The 21381-nt window shown below is 41.7% G+C and carries 20 protein-coding genes; 16 read left to right on the top strand and 4 right to left on the bottom strand.

The genetic code is table 11. The annotated features are described in order from the left end of the window. The first annotated feature begins 43 nt into the window (after nt 1-43). From IWA51_RS10900 to IWA51_RS10875, 6 genes are all read left to right on the top strand, one after another. Nucleotides 44-1384: an ABC transporter substrate-binding protein gene (locus IWA51_RS10900; RefSeq protein ID WP_198443701.1), complete on the top strand. Its 1341-nt coding sequence runs from the start codon at nt 44-46 to the stop codon at nt 1382-1384. A gap of 149 nt (nt 1385-1533) precedes the next feature. Continuing rightward, nucleotides 1534-2379, top strand: coding sequence for a carbohydrate ABC transporter permease (locus IWA51_RS10895; protein ID WP_198442436.1), 846 nt, complete (start codon nt 1534-1536; stop codon nt 2377-2379). After that, nucleotides 2376-3218 carry a carbohydrate ABC transporter permease gene (locus tag IWA51_RS10890; RefSeq protein ID WP_198442435.1) on the top strand — a complete coding sequence of 281 codons (843 nt, stop codon included), beginning with the start codon at nt 2376-2378 and terminating at the stop codon, nt 3216-3218. The genes IWA51_RS10895 and IWA51_RS10890 overlap by 4 nt, the downstream gene beginning before the upstream one ends. A gap of 6 nt (nt 3219-3224) precedes the next feature. After that, on the top strand, nt 3225-4244 hold the full coding sequence (locus IWA51_RS10885) for a LacI family DNA-binding transcriptional regulator (protein WP_198442434.1): 1020 nt from the start codon (nt 3225-3227) through the stop codon (nt 4242-4244). A 1-nt stretch (nt 4245) separates the two neighbouring features. Then, entirely contained in the window at nt 4246-5742 is a 1497-nt protein-coding gene (malQ, locus tag IWA51_RS10880) for a 4-alpha-glucanotransferase (protein WP_198442433.1), read from the top strand. Nucleotides 5743-5919: 177 nt separating this feature from the next. Next, nucleotides 5920-6696, top strand: coding sequence for a transglycosylase SLT domain-containing protein (locus IWA51_RS10875; RefSeq protein WP_198442432.1), 777 nt, complete (start codon nt 5920-5922; stop codon nt 6694-6696). Nucleotide 6697: 1 nt separating this feature from the next. Here the strand turns inward: IWA51_RS10875 and IWA51_RS10870 are convergent, their stop codons facing one another. Continuing rightward, a complete protein-coding gene (locus IWA51_RS10870) occupies nt 6698-8089 on the bottom strand; it encodes an MATE family efflux transporter (protein WP_198442431.1) in 1392 nt (463 codons plus the stop codon). A gap of 166 nt (nt 8090-8255) precedes the next feature. On the opposite strand from IWA51_RS10870, the gene ettA reads away from it, so the two are divergent. Continuing rightward, nucleotides 8256-9992 (top strand): energy-dependent translational throttle protein EttA, encoded by a 1737-nt coding sequence (gene ettA / locus IWA51_RS10865; RefSeq protein ID WP_198442430.1) that lies wholly within the window; start codon nt 8256-8258, stop codon nt 9990-9992. Between the two features lie 7 nt (nt 9993-9999). Next, on the top strand, nt 10000-10839 hold the full coding sequence (locus IWA51_RS10860; RefSeq protein ID WP_198442429.1) for a Cof-type HAD-IIB family hydrolase: 840 nt from the start codon (nt 10000-10002) through the stop codon (nt 10837-10839). Here IWA51_RS10860 and IWA51_RS10855 read toward each other — a convergent pair. Together IWA51_RS10855 and IWA51_RS10850 are read right to left on the bottom strand one after the other, a co-directional pair. After that, entirely contained in the window at nt 10817-12031 is a 1215-nt protein-coding gene (locus IWA51_RS10855; protein WP_198442428.1) for a class I SAM-dependent methyltransferase, read from the bottom strand. The two genes, IWA51_RS10860 and IWA51_RS10855, sit on opposite strands and share 23 nt — an antisense overlap. A 31-nt stretch (nt 12032-12062) precedes the next feature. Next, nucleotides 12063-14285 carry an ATP-binding protein gene (locus IWA51_RS10850; protein WP_198442427.1) on the bottom strand — a complete coding sequence of 741 codons (2223 nt, stop codon included), beginning with the start codon at nt 14283-14285 and terminating at the stop codon, nt 12063-12065. A 99-nt stretch (nt 14286-14384) separates the two neighbouring features. Here IWA51_RS10850 and IWA51_RS10845 point away from each other — a divergent pair, with 99 nt between their 5' ends. Genes IWA51_RS10845 through IWA51_RS10820 form a run of 6 tightly spaced genes read left to right on the top strand, consistent with a single transcriptional unit; the run spans nt 14385 to nt 19557 of the window. Beyond that, nucleotides 14385-15140 (top strand): ParA family protein, encoded by a 756-nt coding sequence (locus IWA51_RS10845; protein ID WP_177528634.1) that lies wholly within the window; start codon nt 14385-14387, stop codon nt 15138-15140. Next, nucleotides 15133-16080 (top strand): ParB/RepB/Spo0J family partition protein, encoded by a 948-nt coding sequence (locus IWA51_RS10840; protein ID WP_177528633.1) that lies wholly within the window; start codon nt 15133-15135, stop codon nt 16078-16080. Before IWA51_RS10845 ends, IWA51_RS10840 begins: the two co-directional genes overlap by 8 nt. Nucleotides 16081-16102: 22 nt before the next feature. Then, nucleotides 16103-17176, top strand: a complete 1074-nt coding sequence (locus tag IWA51_RS10835; protein ID WP_230402656.1) for an HD domain-containing protein — start codon at nt 16103-16105, stop codon at nt 17174-17176. Then, the gene (locus IWA51_RS10830; RefSeq protein WP_177528631.1) at nt 17167-17856 is read left to right on the top strand and encodes a helix-turn-helix transcriptional regulator; all 690 of its coding nucleotides are present in this window, start codon (nt 17167-17169) and stop codon (nt 17854-17856) included. Before IWA51_RS10835 ends, IWA51_RS10830 begins: the two co-directional genes overlap by 10 nt. Nucleotides 17857-17903: 47 nt before the next feature. Continuing rightward, nucleotides 17904-18707: a TrmH family RNA methyltransferase gene (locus IWA51_RS10825; RefSeq protein ID WP_177528630.1), complete on the top strand. Its 804-nt coding sequence runs from the start codon at nt 17904-17906 to the stop codon at nt 18705-18707. After that, nucleotides 18697-19557, top strand: a complete 861-nt coding sequence (locus tag IWA51_RS10820; RefSeq protein WP_198442425.1) for a phosphatase PAP2 family protein — start codon at nt 18697-18699, stop codon at nt 19555-19557. The genes IWA51_RS10825 and IWA51_RS10820 overlap by 11 nt, the downstream gene beginning before the upstream one ends. Here IWA51_RS10820 and IWA51_RS10815 read toward each other — a convergent pair. Then, nucleotides 19554-19991, bottom strand: coding sequence for an RrF2 family transcriptional regulator (locus IWA51_RS10815; protein ID WP_177528628.1), 438 nt, complete (start codon nt 19989-19991; stop codon nt 19554-19556). The genes IWA51_RS10820 and IWA51_RS10815 overlap by 4 nt on opposite strands. 256 nt (nt 19992-20247) lie before the next feature. Between IWA51_RS10815 and IWA51_RS10810 the strand changes: the two genes are divergently transcribed. After that, nucleotides 20248-20595, top strand: coding sequence for a hypothetical protein (locus IWA51_RS10810; RefSeq protein WP_198442424.1), 348 nt, complete (start codon nt 20248-20250; stop codon nt 20593-20595). Nucleotides 20596-20668: 73 nt separating this feature from the next. Beyond that, complete coding sequence (locus IWA51_RS10805; RefSeq protein ID WP_198442423.1) at nt 20669-21235, top strand: TetR/AcrR family transcriptional regulator; 567 nt, start codon at nt 20669-20671, stop codon at nt 21233-21235. Nucleotides 21236-21381: the final 146 nt, after the last annotated feature.

Raw genomic sequence — 21381 nt, 5'->3', positions numbered from 1 at the left:
AACGTTTCATTGTGTTATATGCTAGGAGGCAATAATGAAAAGTATGAAAAGAGTTTTGACAGCTGTGGCGGCTACGACAATGGCAGTTGCTTCGGTCCTTACAATGGCATCTTGCAGCAAGAAATCTGAAGCAGGAACTGTCCGCTATCTTAACTTTAAACCAGAGGTTGCAGGTATTTATCAGGAACTTGCAGAAGCCTATGAAAAGGAAACTGGTGTTAAGGTTATTGTTGAAACAGCGGCAAACAACGCCTATGAGTCAACCCTTATGTCAAAGATGGCAACAAAAGAAGCTCCTACTTTGTTCCAGATCAACGGACCAAGAGGATATGCAAACTGGAAGGACTATTGTGCAGACCTTTCAAACACAGAGCTTTACAAGCACCTTTCTGACAAATCACTCGCTGTTACTTCAGGCGGAAAAGTCTATGGAATTCCGTATGTAGTAGAAGGCTATGGAATTATTTACAACAAGGCACTTACAGACAAGTATTTTGCTCTTTCAAACAAGGCCGTAAACATGGCTTCTATGGATGAAGTAAACAACTTTGCAGAACTTAAGGCTGTTGTAGAAGATATGCAGAAGAATGCTGCAGCACTTGGAATTGACGGTGTATTCGCTTCTACATCACTCAAGGCAGGAGAAGACTGGAGATGGCAGACACACCTTGCAAACCTTCCTGTATACTATGAGTTCAAGAACAACAACGTAGACCTTGCTTCTGACGCTACAAAGAAAATTAACTTTGAGTACGGCGACAATTACAGGAACATTCTTGACCTTTATCTTAACAATTCTGTTGTAAGCAGAAAGACAGTAGGAACAAAGACTGTTGTAGATTCAATGTCTGAGTTTGCCCTCGAAAAGTGTGTAATGGTACAGAACGGAAACTGGGCATGGGGACAGATTGCCGATGTTAAGGGCAACAAGGTTCTTCCCGAGAACGTAAAGTATCTTCCAATCTATACAGGTGTTAAGGGGGAGGAAGCACAGGGTCTCTGCATCGGAACAGAAAACTTCTATGCAATCAACTCACAGGCTTCTGCTGCAGATCAGAAAGCAACTGCTGACTTTATCTACTGGCTCTATTCAAGCGAGACAGGAAAGAATTATGTAACAAACAAGCTGGGCTTTATTGCTCCGTTTGACACATTCAAAGAGTCAGAAAGACCAACAGATCCTCTCGCTGTAGAAATCAGCAAGTGGATGTCCAAAGACGGAATTACTTCTGTTGCATGGAACTTCACTCTGTTCCCGTCACAGAAATTCAAGGATGACTTTGGTGCATCTCTTCTTAAGTATGCTCAGGAAACAAAAGACTGGGCAGACGTCAAGGCAGATGTTGTTTCTTCATGGGAAAAGGAAAGCAACGCAAGCATGTAATTGCACTGCGCTGTTTTGATACAGACAAATCCGGCGGGGTACAAATAAAAGTGCTCTGCCGGAACATTTAAAAATAGTTTAGTTCTAATTTTTTTTAACATTAATTTGCACTTCATTTGCACTGCGTATTTTTTTTGGAGGATAGTAACATGAGAAAATCGATGAATAAATATTTTCCGCTCTTTGTTCTTCCTACTTTGATTGCATTTACACTTTTCTTTATTATTCCTTTTTTGATGGGAATAGGACTTTCGTTTACAAAGTTTACAACTGTTACAAATGCAAAGTGGGTTGGTCTGGACAATTATATCAAGGCATTTACTTTTGACAGTGAGTTTACTCATGCGCTGGGCTTTACTGCGCTGTTTACAGTTGTTTCGATTGTTACTGTAAACGTATTTGCCTTTGCACTTGCGGTTATTCTTACACGCGGACTTAAGGGAACAAACGTTTTCCGTTCAATATTCTTTATGCCCAACCTCATTGGCGGAATTGTTCTGGGTTACATCTGGAACCTTCTCATTAATGGTATTCTTGCTCCGTTTGGAATTGATATTACATACAAGGCTCAGTACGGTTTCTGGGGACTCGTTATTCTTACAAACTGGCAGCTTATTGGTTACATGATGGTAATTTATATCGCAGGACTTCAGAATATTCCGGGTGATCTGGTCGAGGCTGCTTCCATAGACGGCGCTTCCCCGCTTGTTACTCTTTTCAAAGTGAAAATACCGATGGTTATGCCGTCGATTACAATATGTACTTTCCTTACTCTTACAAACACATTCAAAATGTTTGACCAGAACCTTGCCCTTACGGCGGGTGCTCCTGAAAAAAATACAGAAATGCTTGCCCTTAATATTTACAATACGTTCTACGGACGCATCGGTTGGCAGGGAGTCGGTCAGGCAAAGGCAGTTATATTCTTTATCATCGTTGCTATTATTGCATTTGTTCAGCTTAGGGCAACAAACAAAAAGGAGGTTGAACAATGATTTTCAAGAGAAAACACGCAGCAGACATGATTTTTACTGTGCTGCTTATTGTACTTGCGGTTGTATTTCTTATTCCTATTTTTCTGGTTCTGCTCAATTCGTTTAAGTCAAGAATTTATATTTCGAGTGCGCCGTTTTCTTTTCCTACCAGCGAGACTTTTGCAGGATTCGAAAACTATATTAACGGACTTACGACTTCGGGATTCTTTGTTTCATTTTTGCGCTCGCTGTTTATTACAATAGCTTCGGTTGCACTGATTATTCTGTGCACTGCAATGACTTCATGGTTTCTGGTGCGCGTTAAGAATAAGGTTACGAAGGTTCTCTATTACCTCTTTACGTTCAGTATGATTGTTCCGTTCCAGATGGTAATGTATACGATGACTTTTGTCGTAAACAGAATGAACTTTGACAATATTTTTGGAATTGTTCTTGTTTACCTTGGATTTGGTGCAGGACTTTCTGTATTTATGTTCAGCGGATTCGTAAAGGGAATTCCACTTGAACTGGAAGAAGCTGCAGAAATTGACGGCTGTAATCCTGTTCAGACTTTCTTTATGATTATATTCCCGGTATTGAAGCCGACTGCAATTACTGTTGCAATTCTTAATGCAATGTGGGTTTGGAACGACTATCTTCTTCCTTACCTCATTCTTGGTACAGACGACAAGACTGTTCCGGTTGCCATTCAGATTGCAATGCAGGGCGCTTACGGTTCTACAGATTACGGCGGATTCATGGCTATGCTCGTTCTTGCTATTATTCCGATTATTGCGTTCTATATAAGTTCACAGAAGTATATTATCAAGGGGGTTGTTGCTGGAGCTGTTAAGGGTTAATTTTCTATGACCATAAAGGATATTGCCAGGGAATGCGGAGTCGCGGTCGGTACCGTCTCGCGTGTTTTGAATAACCATCCTGATGTAAGCGAAAAGACGCGCAAAAAAGTTCTTGAAATTGTAGACAAATATGATTTTGTTCTGAACAGAAATGCGCGTATGCTTAAGATGCAGGACGGAAAATTTATCGTGATAATTGTAAAGGGAAGTTCCAGTATTCTGCTGAATTCACTTCTTGAAATAATTCAGAAAAGACTGGAACAGCTTCCTTACAATACAAATGTTGTCGTGCTTGATGAATACGATAACGAAGCACTTGAAGCACGCAAGATTTATTACGAGCAGAAACCTTTGGGAATGATCTTTTTGGGAGGAAACCCCGAAACCTTTAAAGATGCATTTTCAGAGATACACATTCCCTGCGTAATTATTTCCAATATGGCCGAAAACACAGACAACATAAATCTTTCGAGTGTAAGCACCGATGACATAATTGCATCTGCTTATTCGGCACAGTATCTTGTAGACAACGGCCATCGCAAGATTGGTGTAATAGGCGGTGATATAAAAAGTTCAGATACGTCATTGCGCCGTTACATGGGTTTTCTTGAAGTAATGGATGCAACCGGATGTTCCTTTGACTACAGCAAAATGTACGCAACCGCAAAATATTCCTTTGTCGGCGGCTATGCTGCTATGGAAGACCTTTTGTCAAAGTGCCCTGACATAACCGCTGTTTTTACAATGTCAGATGTTATGGCAATAGGTGCGTGCCGAAAATTGAAGGAAATGGGCCGTTCTGTACCGGAAGAAATTTCTGTTGTAGGCTTTGACGGAATTCCCATCGCTGAATACTACTGCCCAAAAATTACAACGATAAGGCAGAAAGTAGAAGAACTTTCGCAGAACGGTCTGGACATTCTTATTGACTGCATCGAAAAAGGCGTGAAACCTGTTCACAGAACAATTCCGTTTGAATTTATAGAGGGTGAAAGCGTTAAATGCATTTGCCTACAGGAAAAATAAAATGAATGAATTAAAAAAAAGAGCTTCGGGTGTTTTAATGCACATTTCTTCTCTTCCGGGAAAATACGGAATAGGAACTATGGGAAAAGAAGCCCGTGCGTTTGTAGACAGACTTGCAGCGTCGGGACAGAGTTACTGGCAGATTTTGCCTGTAGGTCCGACAAGTTTTGGTGATTCCCCGTACCAAAGTTTTTCTACCTTTGCCGGAAACCCTTATTTTATTGACCCCGAAATTCTTTGCAGCGAAGGTTTTCTTTTTTCTGATGAAATAGAAAATGAAAACTGGGGAAGTGACGAACTCAATGTCGACTACGGACTTTTGTACGAAAAGCGCGGCAAAATGTTCCGCTCGGTATATGAACATTTTTCAAAAAATATTCCCGCTGACTTTGAAAACTTCTGCCGCGAAAATGCGTTCTGGCTTGAAGACTATGCACTTTTTATGGCAATAAAAGATGAGCACGGCGGAAAAGCTTTTGGTACATGGGAAGACGGAATAAAACGCCGCGAAGAAAGTGCACTCTGCGATTGGAAGAAAAAATGTGTGTGCGGAACAGAATATTATAAAATGCTCCAGTATTTTTTCTTTAAGCAGTGGAACTCACTTAAAAAATATGCCAATGACTGCGGAATAAAAATTATCGGTGATATTCCCATTTATGTTTCTGCAGACAGTTCTGATGTATGGGCTTCTCCTGACCAGTTTTGTCTTGATAAGAATTACAATCCTGTAGAAGTTGCCGGCTGTCCTCCTGACGGATTTTCTGCGACGGGTCAGTTGTGGGGCAATCCTGTATATAACTGGGATCTTATGGAAAAAGACAATTATTCCTGGTGGAAAAAACGCGTGGAAATGAGCCTTAAAATTTATGACATTCTGCGCATAGACCACTTCCGCGGTTTTGATTCATATTACTGCATTCCGTTTGGTTCACCGGATGCACGCAACGGAAAATGGCGCACAGGGCCGGGAATGAAACTGTTCCGCGCGCTTGCATCTTCTTTGGGTGAAATGCCCATAATTGCAGAAGATCTGGGCTTTCTTACAGACAGCGTAAAGGCTCTTCTTAAGGACAGTGGGTTTCCGGGAATGAAACTTCTGCAGTTTGCATTTGACTCACGCGAACAGAGTGATTATATTCCGTATAAGTACGACAAAAACTGCGTGGTTTATACAGGCACCCATGACAACGATACAATTCTTGGCTGGTCAAAAACAGCTTCCCCGGAAGATGTAAAAACAGCCATGACTTATCTGAGGGTAAACAATGCCGACTCTTTGCGCTGTGAAATGATGATTGCCGCACTTTCGAGTGTAGCAAATACCTGTGTTCTTACAATGCAGGATTTGATTGGGCTTGGCTCTGAAGCACGCATGAACACGCCGTCTACTCTGGGAACAAACTGGAAGTGGCGTGCATCTTCTGAACAACTGTTTGACGCGCAGAATTGGGAAACGCTGGAGTTTTATACAAAACTGTACGGCCGTAGCAGGTAAAATCTGAAAAAATTGGTGCAAGAAACAGTATGAAATGATAAATAACCGCAATATTTGCACTATTTTCATACTGTTTCTTTATTTTTCAATACACTCTCTTGAACAAATTTTGTAAATATGTCAAAATACTCCAATTAGAGGAGAGAATGAAGCAATTTGTTTCAAGAGGTTTTTTAGATGGATTTTGAACGCAACGATTTTATTAAATTTGTTACGGGTACCGTCGCTTTCAGTTTGTTTCTTCTTATTTCATGTATTTGCATTTTTGTTTTTCTTCCTGCTGAATCAGGTAACGCCGTTTCTGAAAATGTCGTATCTGAAGTACAGTCACAGCAGGAACCTGAGTATGACTACGAAACTTTGTTTTCGGACCCGGAACTTCCCGAAGTTGTAATGGATTTTTCTGACAGAGTTGACACCGGACTTGTTCTTTACAGACAGCCGCAGAGCAGAGCCGCAGTTGAGTGGTATTATTCGCGCATTACAAATAGCCGCGAAACAGCACAGGCAATTCTTAAGTCTGCCGACGAAAATGATATTCCTCTTTCGCTTGCATTTGCGCTGGCTCATACAGAAAGCCGCTACAAAACAAATGCCGTACACAAGAACACAAACGGCAGTGTTGACCGGGGGCTGTTCCAGCTTAACAACAACAGTTTTCCGAAGCTTAACGAAGGAGATTTTTACGACGCAAGAACTTCGGCACATTACGGACTTGCACACCTGAGATTCTGCCTTAACAATGCAGGTAACGAAATAGCAGCCCTTGCAATGTACAATGCCGGAACAAACAAAGTACGCCGCAACAGTACACCGCAGATTACGCTTAACTACATTTCACAGATAGAAAATTACAGAAGTGTTCTTGAAGAAAATTTTGCTACAGAAGTACTGGCCCTCTACAATACCGAAGGTCAGTACAAACTGCTTGCAAAAACAAATATCAGACATTAATTTATTCTGCCGTATTCGTTATTCTGAACTTTGACATAATGATGTAATATGCTATGCCGAGCGGAACTGTTGCTGCAATCCACGCTAAAGGCTCGGCTGTACATATTCCCGCAAAGCCCATTACTGCAGGAAGGGTATATGCGGCAACAGTACGTGCCACAAGTTCAAATACACCGCCCATAAGCGGCCAGAAACCGCGGCCAACTCCCTGAAGTGTATTTCTGTAAATAAACAGCACAAACAGAATGGGGAAGAAGATAGAACATATACGAAGATATGTTCTTGATGCATCAAGAATTTCATTCCAGCGCGCTTCATCCATACTTGCCCTGTCCAAAAAGAGTGCTGTCATCTGGTCACTCAATGCACATGCCAGAATTGCTGCAATAATTGCAAAAGCGACACTTATTACAATTGATTTTGTAACGCCTTCTTTTATTCTGTCGATTTTTGCGGCTCCGAGATTTTGTCCTGCAAAGTTTGTCATTGTTATTCCCATAACGCCGGCGGCAACGGTAACAAGCTGTTCAACTTTTTGTGCTGCAGTAAAGGCTGCAATTTTTGTCGGGCCAAAGTTGTTTAGTGCACCCTGCAGAATTACAACGCCTATTGCGGTAATGGAAAACTGGAATCCCATATTCATTCCAATGTTAAGATGCTTTAATGCGAATTTTGAATTCCAACTGAAGTCTTCGCGGGAAAGATGAAGTTCGGGATAGCGGATAAGAATCCACACAAAAGATGCAATTCCGGCTAAGGCCTGTGCGATTACTGTTGCCCATGCTGCACCTGCTACTCCCATTTTGAACTGTGCAATGAACAGAATGTCAAAAATTATATTCAGTACGGAAGACGCTACAAGAAAATAAAGCGGCGTCTTGCTGTCACCGACTGCGCGCAGTACACATGAGCATCCGTTGTAGAGAACCATTGACATTATTCCCAGATAAATTACAAAAATGTAGTCAAAGGATTCCTGAATTATTTCCTGCGGTGTGTTTGTTGCCTTTAGAATTGGCATTGTAAACGCGCACGCAAGAAGTGTTATTACCACTCCTGATGCAATGTTGAGTATAACATTCATTGCGACGGATCTTCTGAGTCCGTGTGAATCCTGTGCTCCAAAACGCTGTGCTGTAATTACAGCAAATCCGCTTGTCATTCCGTTTAGAAAACCAAGTACCAGAAAGTTCATTGGCCCGGTGTTTCCTACTGCGGCAAGTGCGTTTGGTCCCAGAAGGCGGCCTACAATTATCGTGTCACACATATTGTAGAGCTGCTGGAAAAGACTTCCGAGTAAAATAGGGAAAGAATAAATCACGAGAAGCTTGAATGGTTCCCCAGTTGTCATGTCCATTCCGTCTTTCTTTTGTCTTGCGTTAAGTTCTTTCATAGCATTGAATATATCGCATTGATTTTTTTTGTCTATAGTTTTTTGCGCGGCTTGAAAATAAAAATTCATTAGCGGAATTCAAACTTTTTTAATAAGGGAGGCTCCAAAAATTGCAATTTTTAGAGGTAACTTTGACATTTATTATTTTCTTCTATATACTTACCGCATGGCAAAGACAGTAGACGACAAGAAAATCATTTACACAATGGACAGGGTTTCCCGCGCTTACGGGACTAAAGTCGTATTGAAGGACATAAGCATTTCTTATTATTACGGCGCAAAAATCGGTGTCATAGGTGAAAACGGTGCAGGTAAATCTTCTTTGTTCAAGATTCTTGCAGGCGCAGATACAGACTATACCGGTGAAACGCAGCTTCTTCCCGGATACACAATGGGCTATCTTGAACAGGAACCGCATCTTGACGAAGGCAAAACTGTTCGTGAAATTGTAATGGAAGGCGTTAAGCCAATAACAGATCTTCTTGCGGAATTTGACAAGGTAAATGAAGCATTCGGTGATCCCGATGCCGACTTTGACAAACTCTGTGCAAGACAGGCAGAACTTCAGGAAAAGCTTGATGCTGCCGATGCATGGAACCTTGAAACAAATCTTGAACTTGCAATGGATGCATTGCGCTGTCCTCCTCCCGAACAGGTTGTTGATGTTCTTTCAGGAGGTGAAAGACGCCGTGTTGCACTTTGCAGACTTTTGCTGCAGCAGCCGGATATTCTTCTTCTTGATGAACCGACCAACCACCTTGATGCCGAAACTGTAGCATGGCTTGAGCGTCATTTGCGCGACTATAAGGGAACAATCATTGCTATTACCCACGACCGATACTTTTTGGACAACGTTGCCGGCTGGATTCTTGAAATGGACAGAGGCGAAGGTTATCCGTTCAAGGGAAATTATTCTGAATGGCTTGAGGCAAAGGAAAAGAGACTTGAACTTGAAGAAAAGCAGGCTTCCACACGCCAGCGCGAAATGAAAGAAGAGCTTGAATGGATTCATGCAGGCGCAAAGGGAAGGCAGGCCAAGCACAAGGAACATATTACACGCTACGAAGAACTTCTTGCCGAAGAAAGCAAGCGCATAAAACTCCGCGACAGCCAGATTTCTATTCCAGCCGGACCGCGTCTTGGAAATGTAGTTGTTGTTGCAGACAAACTTACAAAATCTTTCGGAGACAAACTTCTGTTTGAAAACCTTGACTTTAATATTCCGGCCGGTGCTGTTGTTGGTATTGTAGGACCGAACGGAGCGGGAAAAACCACTCTCTTTAAAATGATTTCTGCTGCTGCAGGTGAAGGGGACGAAAAGCCTGACTCTGGAACAATCAAAATTGGCGAAACTGTAAAACTTGTTTATGTTGACCAGATGAGAAGCAAACTGGACCCCAATAAGACTGTCTGGGAAATGCTTTCGGGTGGTGCAGATCTGGTAAGGCTTGGCGCTGTTGACGAAAAGGGACGTCCTGTAAACGGAGCAGTCCGTGAAGTAAACAGTCGCGCTTACTGTTCCTGGTTCAACTTTAACGGACCCGAGCAGAATAAAAAAATAAGCGTGCTTTCGGGCGGTGAAAAAAACAGACTCAACATGGGAATGATGTTCAAAGAAGCAGGCAACGTTCTTCTTCTTGACGAACCTACAAACGATCTTGATATTGCAACTACACGTTCTCTTGAAGAAGCAATCAACCAGTTTGCAGGCTGCGTTCTTGTTGTAAGCCATGACCGTTACTTCCTGGACAGAATCTGTACTCATATTCTTGCCTTTGAAAACAACAGTGAAGTAAAGTGGTTTGAAGGCAACTGGTCTGAATATGCTGAATGGCGCCGCAAGATGCTTGGTGATGATGCAGACCGTCCTCACAAAACTATGTACCGCAAGCTTACAAGATAGGAAAAAAATGAGCGGACTAGAACAGAAAAAACTTGATGTGAGACTTATTGCGCTTGATCTTGACGACACGCTTTTGGATTCACAGAGAAAGATAAGTGACAAAAATGTTGCTGTACTCAAAGAATGTGCCCGCCGCGGAATATACGTTGTCTTGTGTTCGGGAAGGGCAGAAGACGGAATTTTACCGTATGTGCGCCGTCTTGACATAGCCGGAACACAGGCCGGCCGCTATCTTATTGCAATAAACGGATGCAGTGTGTTTGACCTTCATGTACGCGAGCAGATTTACTGCAGGAGTGTAGAGGCCGACGTTTTGCTTCGTGCAGATGAAGAGGCAGAAAAGGCCGGCTTCAGGAGCGAAGTTTATTCTCCTGACACAATTTTTTACCGCGAAGAAACAAAGTGGACAAGGCTTGATGTTGACCTTTGCGGACTTAAGGGAAAAGTGGTGGAAAACTACCGTGAATTTCTTTCGTCAAAGCCGTTCCCAAAAATGCTCATTCCCGGAGAGCCTGAACAGCTTGTGCCACTGCAGGAAAAACTCAAGTCTATGTTCGGTGAAAGTGCTGTAATTTTTACAAGCAAGCCGTACTTTCTTGAAGTGCTTCCTCCGAACTGCGGAAAAGGTGAGGCAATTAAATGGCTTGCTTCACGCCTGGATATTCCTGTTGAATGTACGATGGGTTTCGGTGACAGCATGAATGATGAAAACATGATCCGTGAGTGCGGTTATGGTGTTGTCATGAAGAATGGTCTTGAGCAGATGAAAAAAATCGCCGCCTTTGTCACTGACAAAACCAATGACGAAAGCGGTGTGGGCGACTTTATTGAGAAGTACATTTTGTAAAAATATTGTTGAGTGTTTGCGAAACTTTCATTTCTGAAAGAAGCGAATTAACGCGGGTACGTGACTGTTCTGTTTGTGAACTGTCTGCTGCCCGCGTTTTTTTTACGGCTCTTATCAGAAGATTTTTTGGTGTATGCGCTGCGTCAATGAATTCCATTACCTGTACATTATAGCCTTTCTGTTCAAGAAGTTCGGCGCGTATGGCATCTGTTGCAAGTGCGGCCATTCTTTCGCGGATTATTCCGTAGCGTGAAAGGGAAGCAAGCGGACTTTGCGGCGGAATACACTTTGCTTTTGTGTCGAGCTGTGTGTTTATTTCGTGCTGACAGCATGGAACAGAAAGTATTGCTTTTGCTCCGTGACTGACCGCGTAGCTTATTGCATAGTCTGTTGCTGTGTCACATGCATGAAGTGTAATGAGCATGTCTGGTTCGTGCGTGTATGTAAAACTTGCAACGTCACCGACATAAAAATTAAGGCCGCTGTAACCGCAGTCGCGTGCAAGTTTCTGGCAGTCAGTAATAACATCTTCCTTTAAATCAAGGCCTGTGATTTCTACAGGAATTTTTTTTATCTCTGTAAGAAAGTGGTATACGGCAAAAGTAAGGTAAGATTTTCCGCAGCCGAAGTCTGCAATGTGAAGCGGCCGTTCTTTTGTAAAAGTGCCGTCGGTGCAGAGTGAAGTTACGCTGTCAATAATGTCATCTATGAATTCAAGAAAGCGGTTTATCTGGCGGAATTTGTCGTACTTCTGTGCGAGGACTTTTCCGTCTGTGTTCATTACACCAAGTCGTACAAGAAACGCAACAGGAATGTCTTCTTTGATTATATAATTTTTTTTGCGGTTTTCTGAAAGCACGGACTTGTTTTGAAAAGAATTGTCTTTGAGCGGTTTGCGCAAAGTTTTTATTTCGCCGTGTCTGTTTGAAAGAATTGTGATTTCTTCTGTTTCTGTTTTTTGCGTTACGTTTTTGAAAGTCGTTCCTGCATGTGTCTTTACGAACTCTTCGAATTCAACGGTGCTTAGTGTTTTTCTGAATGACTGTTTTGCTGTAAAAAATTCAGCATCGTACTGGGCATTCGGTTTGAGGGCAGAACGTGTTGAACGCCAGAAACGTATTCTTATGTAATCGCGGCCAAGAAGCTTTGCGCAGTTTTTTGCAGGTTTGGAAAAAGTTGCAGTTAAAATCATGCGCAAAGTATATTCCGCTTAAAGAAAAAAATCAATTTGACGAAGCGCAGTATTTTTTAAGGACATTTTCTATCTGAACAATATCAATCGGTTTTGACAGATAGTCATCGAATCCTTTTGAAAGATAATCTTCCCTTGCACCCTGAATTGCATTTGCCGTAAGAATAATTACAACTGCTTTTGAACTCATATTGCCTTCCATGGTTTTGAGTTTTTGCAGAACCTGTATTCCGTCCATTTCAGGCATGATGTGGTCAAGCATAATAAAATCGTATCTGTTGCGCTTTACCATTTCAAGACATTCTCTTCCGCTTGCTGCAGTTTCTATGGTTGCCGCGGTATAGGATAAAAGTTCTGCTGCAACGAATCTGTTTATTTCGTTATCGTCTACGACCAGAATGCGTTTGTCAGGAATATGAATGTTTATTTTGGGAAGCTCTTTGTCTGACTTTCGCGGTGCAGTTTCGAGTGAAGTAAATGTTGTGCTGCCGATTGGTTTTTGCGGAACTTCAATGCAGAAGTCACTTCCTTTACCGATCTCGCTTTTTACGCTGATTGTTCCGTTCATGATTTTGAGCATGTTTTTGACAATATAAAGTCCCAGTCCTGTTCCTTCTATTCCGCTGTTTTCTGCTCCTTCACCGCGTTCGAAGGCTTTGAAAATTTTGTCGGTGTATTCGCTCTTTATTCCAATTCCTGTGTCCTTTACGCTTATGCGCAGAAAGAATTCACCGTTTGCATAAACCGAACCCACGCTTACCGTTACAGAACCCTGATGTGTGTATTTTATTGCGTTGCCTACAAGATTCATGAGAACCTGACGCATCTTTTTTTCATCTCCGTCAAGTTCAACAGGTACTTTATTTTCTATGCAGATTTTGAATTCAATTTTTTTTGTGCGTGTCCTTACTTCGGCAACAGCTTTTATTTCCTTTAACAAATCGGGCAGCTGGTAAACGTCATTGTTGAGCATTATGCGGTTTGCTTCGAGTTTTGAAATGTCAAGAATATCGTTTATGAGTTCAACCAGATTGTGTGCAGATACAGCGACCATTCTTGCAGATTCGAGCGTTTTTTCATCAGTGCTGTCGCGAAGAATTATTTCGTTCATTCCGATTATTCCGTTAACCGGAGTTCTTATTTCGTGGCTCATTCTTGCAAGAAAATTTGATTTTGCTATGTTTGCACTTTCTGCCTTGCGTTCAGATTCCTGAAGCCTTACGATGTAGTCGCGTTTTTCGGTCAGGTCGTTGATGATTACAATGTAGCAGCTGGTGTCGCCGTATTCATCAGTGATTCTGTTTATTTCAATTGAACAGTAACGGTTGTTTATTTTGCATTCTGCTTCACGTATGCTTTTATCGCCTTTGAATGTAAGACAGTCGACGGGCAGTGAAAAAAGTTCCCACAGTCTGCTCTGCTTTAAATCGTCTTCTATCATTCCGAAGAATTCACGCGCACCGGTGTTTTCCATGGAAAGATATTCTTTTTCATCGAAGAAAAGAATCGGCGTGCTTACTGAATTGGAAACGTATTTTGAAATATTTTCTATGTTTATTTCAGATGCAAGCTGGAATTTAAGAACACTGGCTACCATTAAAACGCCTATTCCCTGCGTAAAGGTGCTGGTCGGAATTGCCGTGAATCCAAAGACAGGAAGCAGTGTGTCAAAAATCATTCCTATCATAATGACGATGCAGCAGATTGCCAGTTTTCCTGCAACAATGCGCAGTCTTTTTCTTCCTGCCTGCATACGCATTAAAATAAGCAGAATAAAAAAGTTCAGTCCGATGAGTGCGCAGAAAATATTGTACAGCGTATTGAATATGTTTGGAATAAAGGTGTAGGACATTCCGGCTTTTGTAGAAAAATAAGTGACGCTGTTGGGACCGATTATAAAAGGCCACAGTGCGCATCCTACAAAAGTTACCACTCTGGTATAATTTTTGAACGCTTTGTGCGAAGTAAGGTAATGCGTCATAAAGGTGGTGATAAATACAAACAGCAGGAACACACCAATCATTCCGGCAGCGCGGAAAATTCTTGCATGTTCAGGATTTGTGCTGTTCCACATAAGGGCAAAGGAAAAACTCCAGAGTGCACTGAAAAAAGCGCATATTCCGTAGAGCCGGCATTGTCTGTTGCGGATTTCTTTGCGGAACATGCGACAGCCCTGAATAAGAGTCAGCAGTCCTACTGTGTAAAGTACGGTTGAAATAATCCTTGCCAAAATAGTGTAATTCCCTTTTCCCATTTTACCATGATTATGCAGATTTTTCACTATTTTTTTCTATAAACGAGCTTTGTCAAGTGCCCTATACTTATATAAAAAAAAATGATACAATATACAGTCATGGGAAAGGTATTTGTTTTTGTAAACCAAAAGGGCGGTGTCGGTAAGACTACGTCTGCCATCAATATAGGCGCTTACATAGCCTTGTCAGATAAAAAAGTGCTTCTTGTGGACTTTGACAGTCAGGGAAATATGTCCAGCGGAGTAGGAGTCAGCAAAAAAAAGCCGACTATTTACGAACTTCTTGCAGGGCAGTCGACTCCCGAAGAGACAATAAAGCACACTGCTGTAAAAAATCTTGATACAATAAGTGCTTCAATAGATCTTTCCGGAGCGGCAATAGAACTTGTTGACCAGGAAAACCGTGAATTCTTTCTTAAAAATGCACTTGCGCCCGTCCGCGACAAATACGATTATATTCTGATTGACTGCCCGCCTTCCCTTGGAATACTTACGCTTAACGGACTTGCGGCAGCCGATGCGATTCTTGTTCCCATGCAGTGCGAATATTTTGCCCTTGAAGGAATTACGCTACTTCTTCAGACTGTAAAAAAAGTTCAGGAAAATATAAACAAAAATCTTGTCATAGGCGGAATATTTTTTACCATGTATGACAGCCGTACCCGTCTTGCACAGGATGTTGTAATGCAGGTAAAAAGTTATTTTAAGGATGTTGTCTTTAACACAATAATTCCAAGAAACGTAAGACTTTCAGAAGCTCCGTCACACGGGGAACCAATTTGTCTTTACGACCCGAATTGTGTTGGTGCCAAAAGTTATCAGAAACTTGCGGAAGAGGTAATTGCACGTGGCTAAGGGATTAGGTAAAGGACTTGGCGCGCTGATGGAAGATGCTTCAGCCGAACAGGATGACACTTTTGTTTCTTCTGCAGTAACAGCCGCACCAGTAGAAAATAATAAAAAACTTCCTGCTGGAATAGAAGCCGACGAAAACGGAACTCTCTGGGTAAATCCATTTCTGTTAAAGCCTAATCCAAGACAGCCCCGCCAGTATTTTGACGAAGACAAACTTGGTGAGTTGACTGAGTCGGTGCGCCAGGAAGGTGTTCTTTCGCCCATAATGATTGAAGATGCCGGTGACGGTTCTTTCTATATTATTGCCGGTGAACGGCGCACTAGGGCTGCAAGGGCTGCGGGGCTTTCCCGTGTTCCTGTACAGTTGCGCCAGTATTCGGACGTACGCAAGCTTGAAGTTGCACTTATAGAAAATATCCAGCGCACTGACCTTAACCCGGTGGAAGAAGCGCAGGCATATTACAAGCTTATGGAAATAGGCAATTATACGCAGGACGATGTTGCGCGGCGTGTCGGTAAAAACCGTTCCACTGTTGCAAACTGTCTGCGTCTGCTCAAACTTCCCGAAGATATGCAGCACGCTCTTGTTACCGAAACAATTACTGCAGGTCATGCACGCGCACTTCTGAGCGTAGACAATTCTTCGGAACAGCGCATTCTGTTCGGAAAAATTGTGGGACAGGGACTTTCTGTTCGCCAGGCAGAAGCACTTGCCAAAGAAACAAAGCAGCAGCGTGTTCCGCCGGCAGAAGACGATCCTTCAAAAGGCATAGACAAGCGCGACCCGAACTTTGTGGCTCTTGAACAAAAACTTATAGAAACTCTTGGAACAAAAGTTCAGCTTAAGGGAAGTTTTGACAGAGGCTCTATTGTGATTGACTATTTTAGCGCCGAAGATTTGGATCGCATTTACAATATTATTGTCAGAGATGCAAACTGAATTTTTTAAAACTTGCGGGACTGTGGTTGCGGGACATAAAGACTTTGCAGAGGAATACCACAAAATTCTTTGCTTGGAATATCCCGCTTTTTTAAAAAAATACGAAGCACTTTCTGTTTTGCAGAGGCTACGCGGAATTGGTCTTTTGTGTGGAACTGACTGGACACCTCTTTTTAAGAATTCATTTTTTTATTCAAGGTTTGATCATTCCGTGGGAACAGCTCTTATCGTCTGGAATTTTACGCACGACAAAAAACAGACGGTTGCGGCTCTTCTTCACGATGTTTCGACACCGGCATTCAGTCATGTAACAGATTTTAGAAACGGCGATGCACTTACGCAGGAAAGCACGGAGTCGCTTAACGCAGCAATGATTCATGATGACAAAGATTTGGCTGCGGTTTTGGAACAGGACGGTCTTACTGCAGCTGATGTTGACGACTACCACAGGTTTTCAGTTGCAGACAATAAAATGCCTTCGCTTAGTGCAGACCGTCTTGAGTATATGTACCCGAGCGGTGCGGCTTTGGATGAAAGCTGGACGCTTGAAGAAATCAAAAAAAATTATTCTGCCGTGAAAATTCTTTATGACAAAAACGGAATTGCAGAACTTGGTTTTTCTGACTTGCACGAAGCTGTTCTTTATACAAAACGTTTCTGTTCAATAAGTCTGATTCTTCAGCATAACGAAGATAAAGTTGCAATGCAGCTTATGGCAGACCTTGTTTCATGTGCGGTGGAAAATTCTATTGTTTGCGAAAAAGATTTGTATACCTTTTCTGAACGTGAACTGATGCAGATATTCTGCGATTATGCAAAAAAAAATCCGTCCGGAACTTTTGCAAAATATTTTTTTACATTTACTTCGATGACAAAGATTGAACGTTTTAAAACAGAACCTTCTGTTAATGAAGATTTTTACTGTGTGAATGTAAATGTAAAGAAGCGTTACGTTGACCCGCTTGTTGAACTTAACGGCGTCCGTTCCTGTGCGCGTGTTTCAGAACTGAGTGCAGACGCCGCCTGTTGCATAAACGCATTTTTGAATTACAGGGATACAGAGTTTGGCTGTGTACGGTGGGCGTCATGCAGATAGAAAAACCGCGCAAAATAATTTTTATAGGCTCTGACTCGCGGCTTTTGAAAAAATGGGCGGCTGCAAATATTACAGAAGTTATTTCTTCAATAAGTTTTTTGGACAACCTTCTGCCGCGTTTTGTTCCAGACCTGATTGTTTTTGAAAATGTGCGTGACGTTGACATTGCAGAAATACGCCGCAACGAACTTCTGGTTTTTGTTCCTGTTCTGGTAGCAGCCGACTCTTTTGAAAGTTTTTCAAACCTTGCAGGAATTGCCGGCTTTCCGCGTGTCCTTCTGTGCAACACATGCGTGGCTTTGTCTGACGCATTTTATTCTGAATTAAAAAAAATCTTTTCTTCAAAGAAAAATATTCTTCCTGCAAGAACAGGCGCTATCGTTAAGTATGCTGTTCTTTTTATAAACAAAAATATTTCCAAAGCGCTTACACGCGAAATGATTGCTTCACAACTTGGTGTTGCCGAAGATTACCTTTCAAGAATTTTCAAAAAGGAACTGGGCATTTCTTTGTGGAACTACGTGAATGAATTCAGGCTTTTTACTGCAAGAAATCTTCTTGTTAAAACAGGAATGACTGTTTCTGAAGTTTCTCGTGAATGCGGAATTGCAGATGCGGCTTACTTTAGCAGACTGTATTCTTCTTTTTACGGACATTCCCCTTTGGCAGAGCGCCACTGATTTTTATTGTAATGGACTTTTTATTTTTGCTGGGATATAATCTTCTTATGAAGAATACCCTTAAAAACGAACTTGCCGTCTGCGGATTTGCTGCGGTTAAAACACTTGAAAAAATCAACTGGCAGAGAATACAGAGACTTTATTTTACAGACGAACGTGCTCCTCTTTTTGGCGGTCTTTGTAAAAAACTTGCGGCTGCAAAAAAACCGTACAATAAAGTAAAGGATCCTGTAGAACTGGAAAAACTTTGCGGCAGCGTTCACCATCAGGGAGTTGTTGCAATGATTGAACCTCCTGTGATTGAACCTCTTACTACAGATATTACTGCCACCTGGGTTTCTGCCGGTGAAAGTGCCGTGCTTCTTGATCGTGTAGGCAATGCAAATAATCTTGGCGCAATTGTAAGAAGCGCAGCTTTTTTTGGAATAAAGAATATCGTTATTCCGCTCGATGAAGCCCAGTCTTCTGTTACGACAAGCAGTTACCGTGTCGCAGAAGGCGGAATGGAATTTGTTCACATTTATTCCATCAAATCAATTCCTTTTCTGCTTAAAGATATGGCCGGCAAAATGGTCAGAATAGGAACTGCTCTTGATGCAAAAAAAAGTGTTTCAGAACTTTCTGAACTCTGTGCGGGAAAGCCTGCAATTATTGTTCTTGGAAACGAAGAAAACGGAATAAGCAGTGCAGTAAGGGAAAATTGTGACTATACTGTAATTATTCCTTTTGCCGGAATGAATTCCACTGCAGAAACTCCGAATGTAGACAGCCTTAATGTTGCCCAAGCATCTTCTGTAATTATGTACGAACTTACAAGACGTGCTCTTGAGGAGGAAAAGGTTGACAAGTGACGTTTTCTGTTTTCTTAAAAAATTTGTTCTGTTTGCACTGACGTCTTTTTTTACTGGAACACTTGCTTTTGCTTCTGACACAAAGTCCCCGGTGTTTGCATATTCTGTGCCTGTTGACGCTTCTATTCTGGGTGGCGGACTTGCTCTGACTGCGGCTTCTTATACAGTGCAGCGTTATGGCGGTCTTCCTGAATGGGACGGTAAAAAGTTTGATATTTCAGATGTAAATGCCTTTGACCGTTGGGCCGCTCGTCCTTACAACAGGGCTCTGGATTATACCGGTACAGGTGTTCTTGCTGCCGGAATGATTCTTCCCGCCGCCGTGTTTGGAACAGTCGCTGCACTTGGCGAACTTGAGTCCGGGGAGCTTCCGGGACTGGCTATTATGTATGCAGAAAGCTGGGCTGTCGCTGTTTCTACAAAAAATCTTCTTAAGTATGCTTTTCACAGGGTAAGGCCTTACATGTATTTTGATACAATTGACAGCGGTGCAATAGATAATTTTGACTTTGAACTTTCATGGCCAAGCGGTCACACAACGAATGCTTTTATGAGTGCCGGTTTTTTGACTTACGTGTTCGCGGCTTATTATCCAACATCGCAATGGCGTATTCCTCTGACTGCAGTTTCCTATGCATTTGCCGCGGGAACGGGAGTGCTTCGTATTCTTAGCGGAAATCATTTTATTACCGATGTTTTGAGCGGCGCGGTTCTGGGTACTCTGTGTGGAATAGGCATTCCATTTATTCACCGCGAAATGGCGAAGAACAGCAGCATTAACGGTACTTCCGGCGGTAATGTTTCTGTTGCAGTAAGTCCGCTTGGTTTTAATGTTTCTCTTAAACTCTAGATGTAATATCCAATATTTTTTTTTGCGCAGGCTGAATCAACAAGGTCTTCCAGCGTCTTTGAGTTAAGGTAGTCGTTTATTACTTTGTTAAGGCCGCTCCACAAATCAAGTGTGGGGCAGTCTTTTCTTTTTGGACATGTATTTTCTGTCTGGGCAAGACATGCTACAGGTGAAAGATCGCCTTCTGTTATGCGCAGAATTTCTCCTACAGTATATTCTGCCGGTTTTTTTGCCAGTTTGTAGCCGCCCTGAGGTCCCCTTACACTTTGCAAAAGTCCGAATTTGCTTAAAAGAGACGTAATCTGTTCCAGGTATTTTATGCTTATTTCCTGACGTTCAGATATGTCTTTGAGGGCAGTGTATTCTGTGCTGTCGTGCTGTGCGAGATCTATCATAAATCTAAGTGCGTAACGTCCGCGTGTGGAAATTTTCATAATTGTTCCTATTTCCTATTAATATACTATATTTTTATTGTGCTGTCTATACTCAATTGTTTTTGGCAGCCTGGTGAAAGGTTTCTTGAAAAAAGAACACAAACGGCTTAAAATTATTTCATGAATATTACTGTAATTAACGGGCAGAATCATAAAGGCAATACGTGGAATATAGGAAACATGCTTGTAAATAAAATCAGCGGGCAAAAGGATGTAAAGGAATTTTTTCTTCCGCGCGATTTGAATCATTTTTGCTGTGGCAATTTCTACGGCTGCAGGTGCCGGTGCAAAAAAAGCGGCGGCTATTTGTAGTGATGTTCTGTTCAACTGGGGAATTCCAAAAATATATACATACGGAATAAACGTAAATGCATTTGACTGGGAACATACTCCGTCAAAAAAGAAAACGCAGATTCAAAGAAAAACAGATTTTCTTGCAAAAGAAATTTCAAAAAACAAAACTGCACGGCCGGGAATAAAACTGTGTCTTATGTTTGCACTTTACCGCGGAATGCAGAAAGCAAACTGGGGCGCTTCACCCGAAGAAAAAGAATACTGGAAAAAACAGGACTGGCTTGAAAACGCACGTCCGTGGAAAAACTAAATTTCATAAATGAAAAAAATTGTTCCTTATGGAAAAAAATTGCGGCTGATGGTATATTTTATTTGGGGTATTTATGTCATTAGTAACAAAACGTGCGCTTGAAGCTTCTCTAAAAAATCTTTTGCTTAAGAAACCGCTTGATAAAATTACAATAAACGACATCACAGAAGATTGCGGTATAAACAGAATGACTTTTTATTACCACTTCAGGGATATTTTTGATCTGGTTGAATGGTCGTGTGCCGAAGATGCAAGAAAAGCTCTTGACGGGAAAAAAACATACACAACCTGGCAGCAGGGATTTCTGCAGATTTTTGAGGCCGTTAAAGAAAACAAGCCTTTTATAATGAATGTGTACCGTTCCGTGAGTCGCGAGCAGGTTGAACAGTATCTTTATAAAGTAACATACGGTTTACTGATGGACGTTGTAAATGAAGAAGCATCAAAAGAAGCAGTCAGTGAAAGCGACAAATCTTTTATTGCGCATTTTTATAAATATGCTTTTGTAGGAGTTATGCTCGACTGGATTCGCGGTGACATGGAAGCAGATCCCGAACAGATTGTTGAACACATTTCTCTTTTGATGCATGGGAATTTTTCGCGGGCACTTAAAGCATTCCGTACAGGAAAGACTGAATAATTCCGGCAGAAAATTTAATCAATTCAGTCAATTTGATAAAATTTCTATCACTTCAAAAATATTGCTCATTGTTTCTGATTTTAAAAGCGCTATATTGAATACATAAAATGAAGCTCAAAAATAATTTTGTTTTGGGCAGCCTAAAA

It is taken from the genome of Treponema peruense, assembly GCF_016117655.1.
GTDB classification, from domain to species: Bacteria; Spirochaetota; Spirochaetia; order Treponematales; family Treponemataceae; genus Treponema_D; species Treponema_D peruense.
This window is presented reverse-complemented; position numbering and strand designations above follow the sequence as displayed.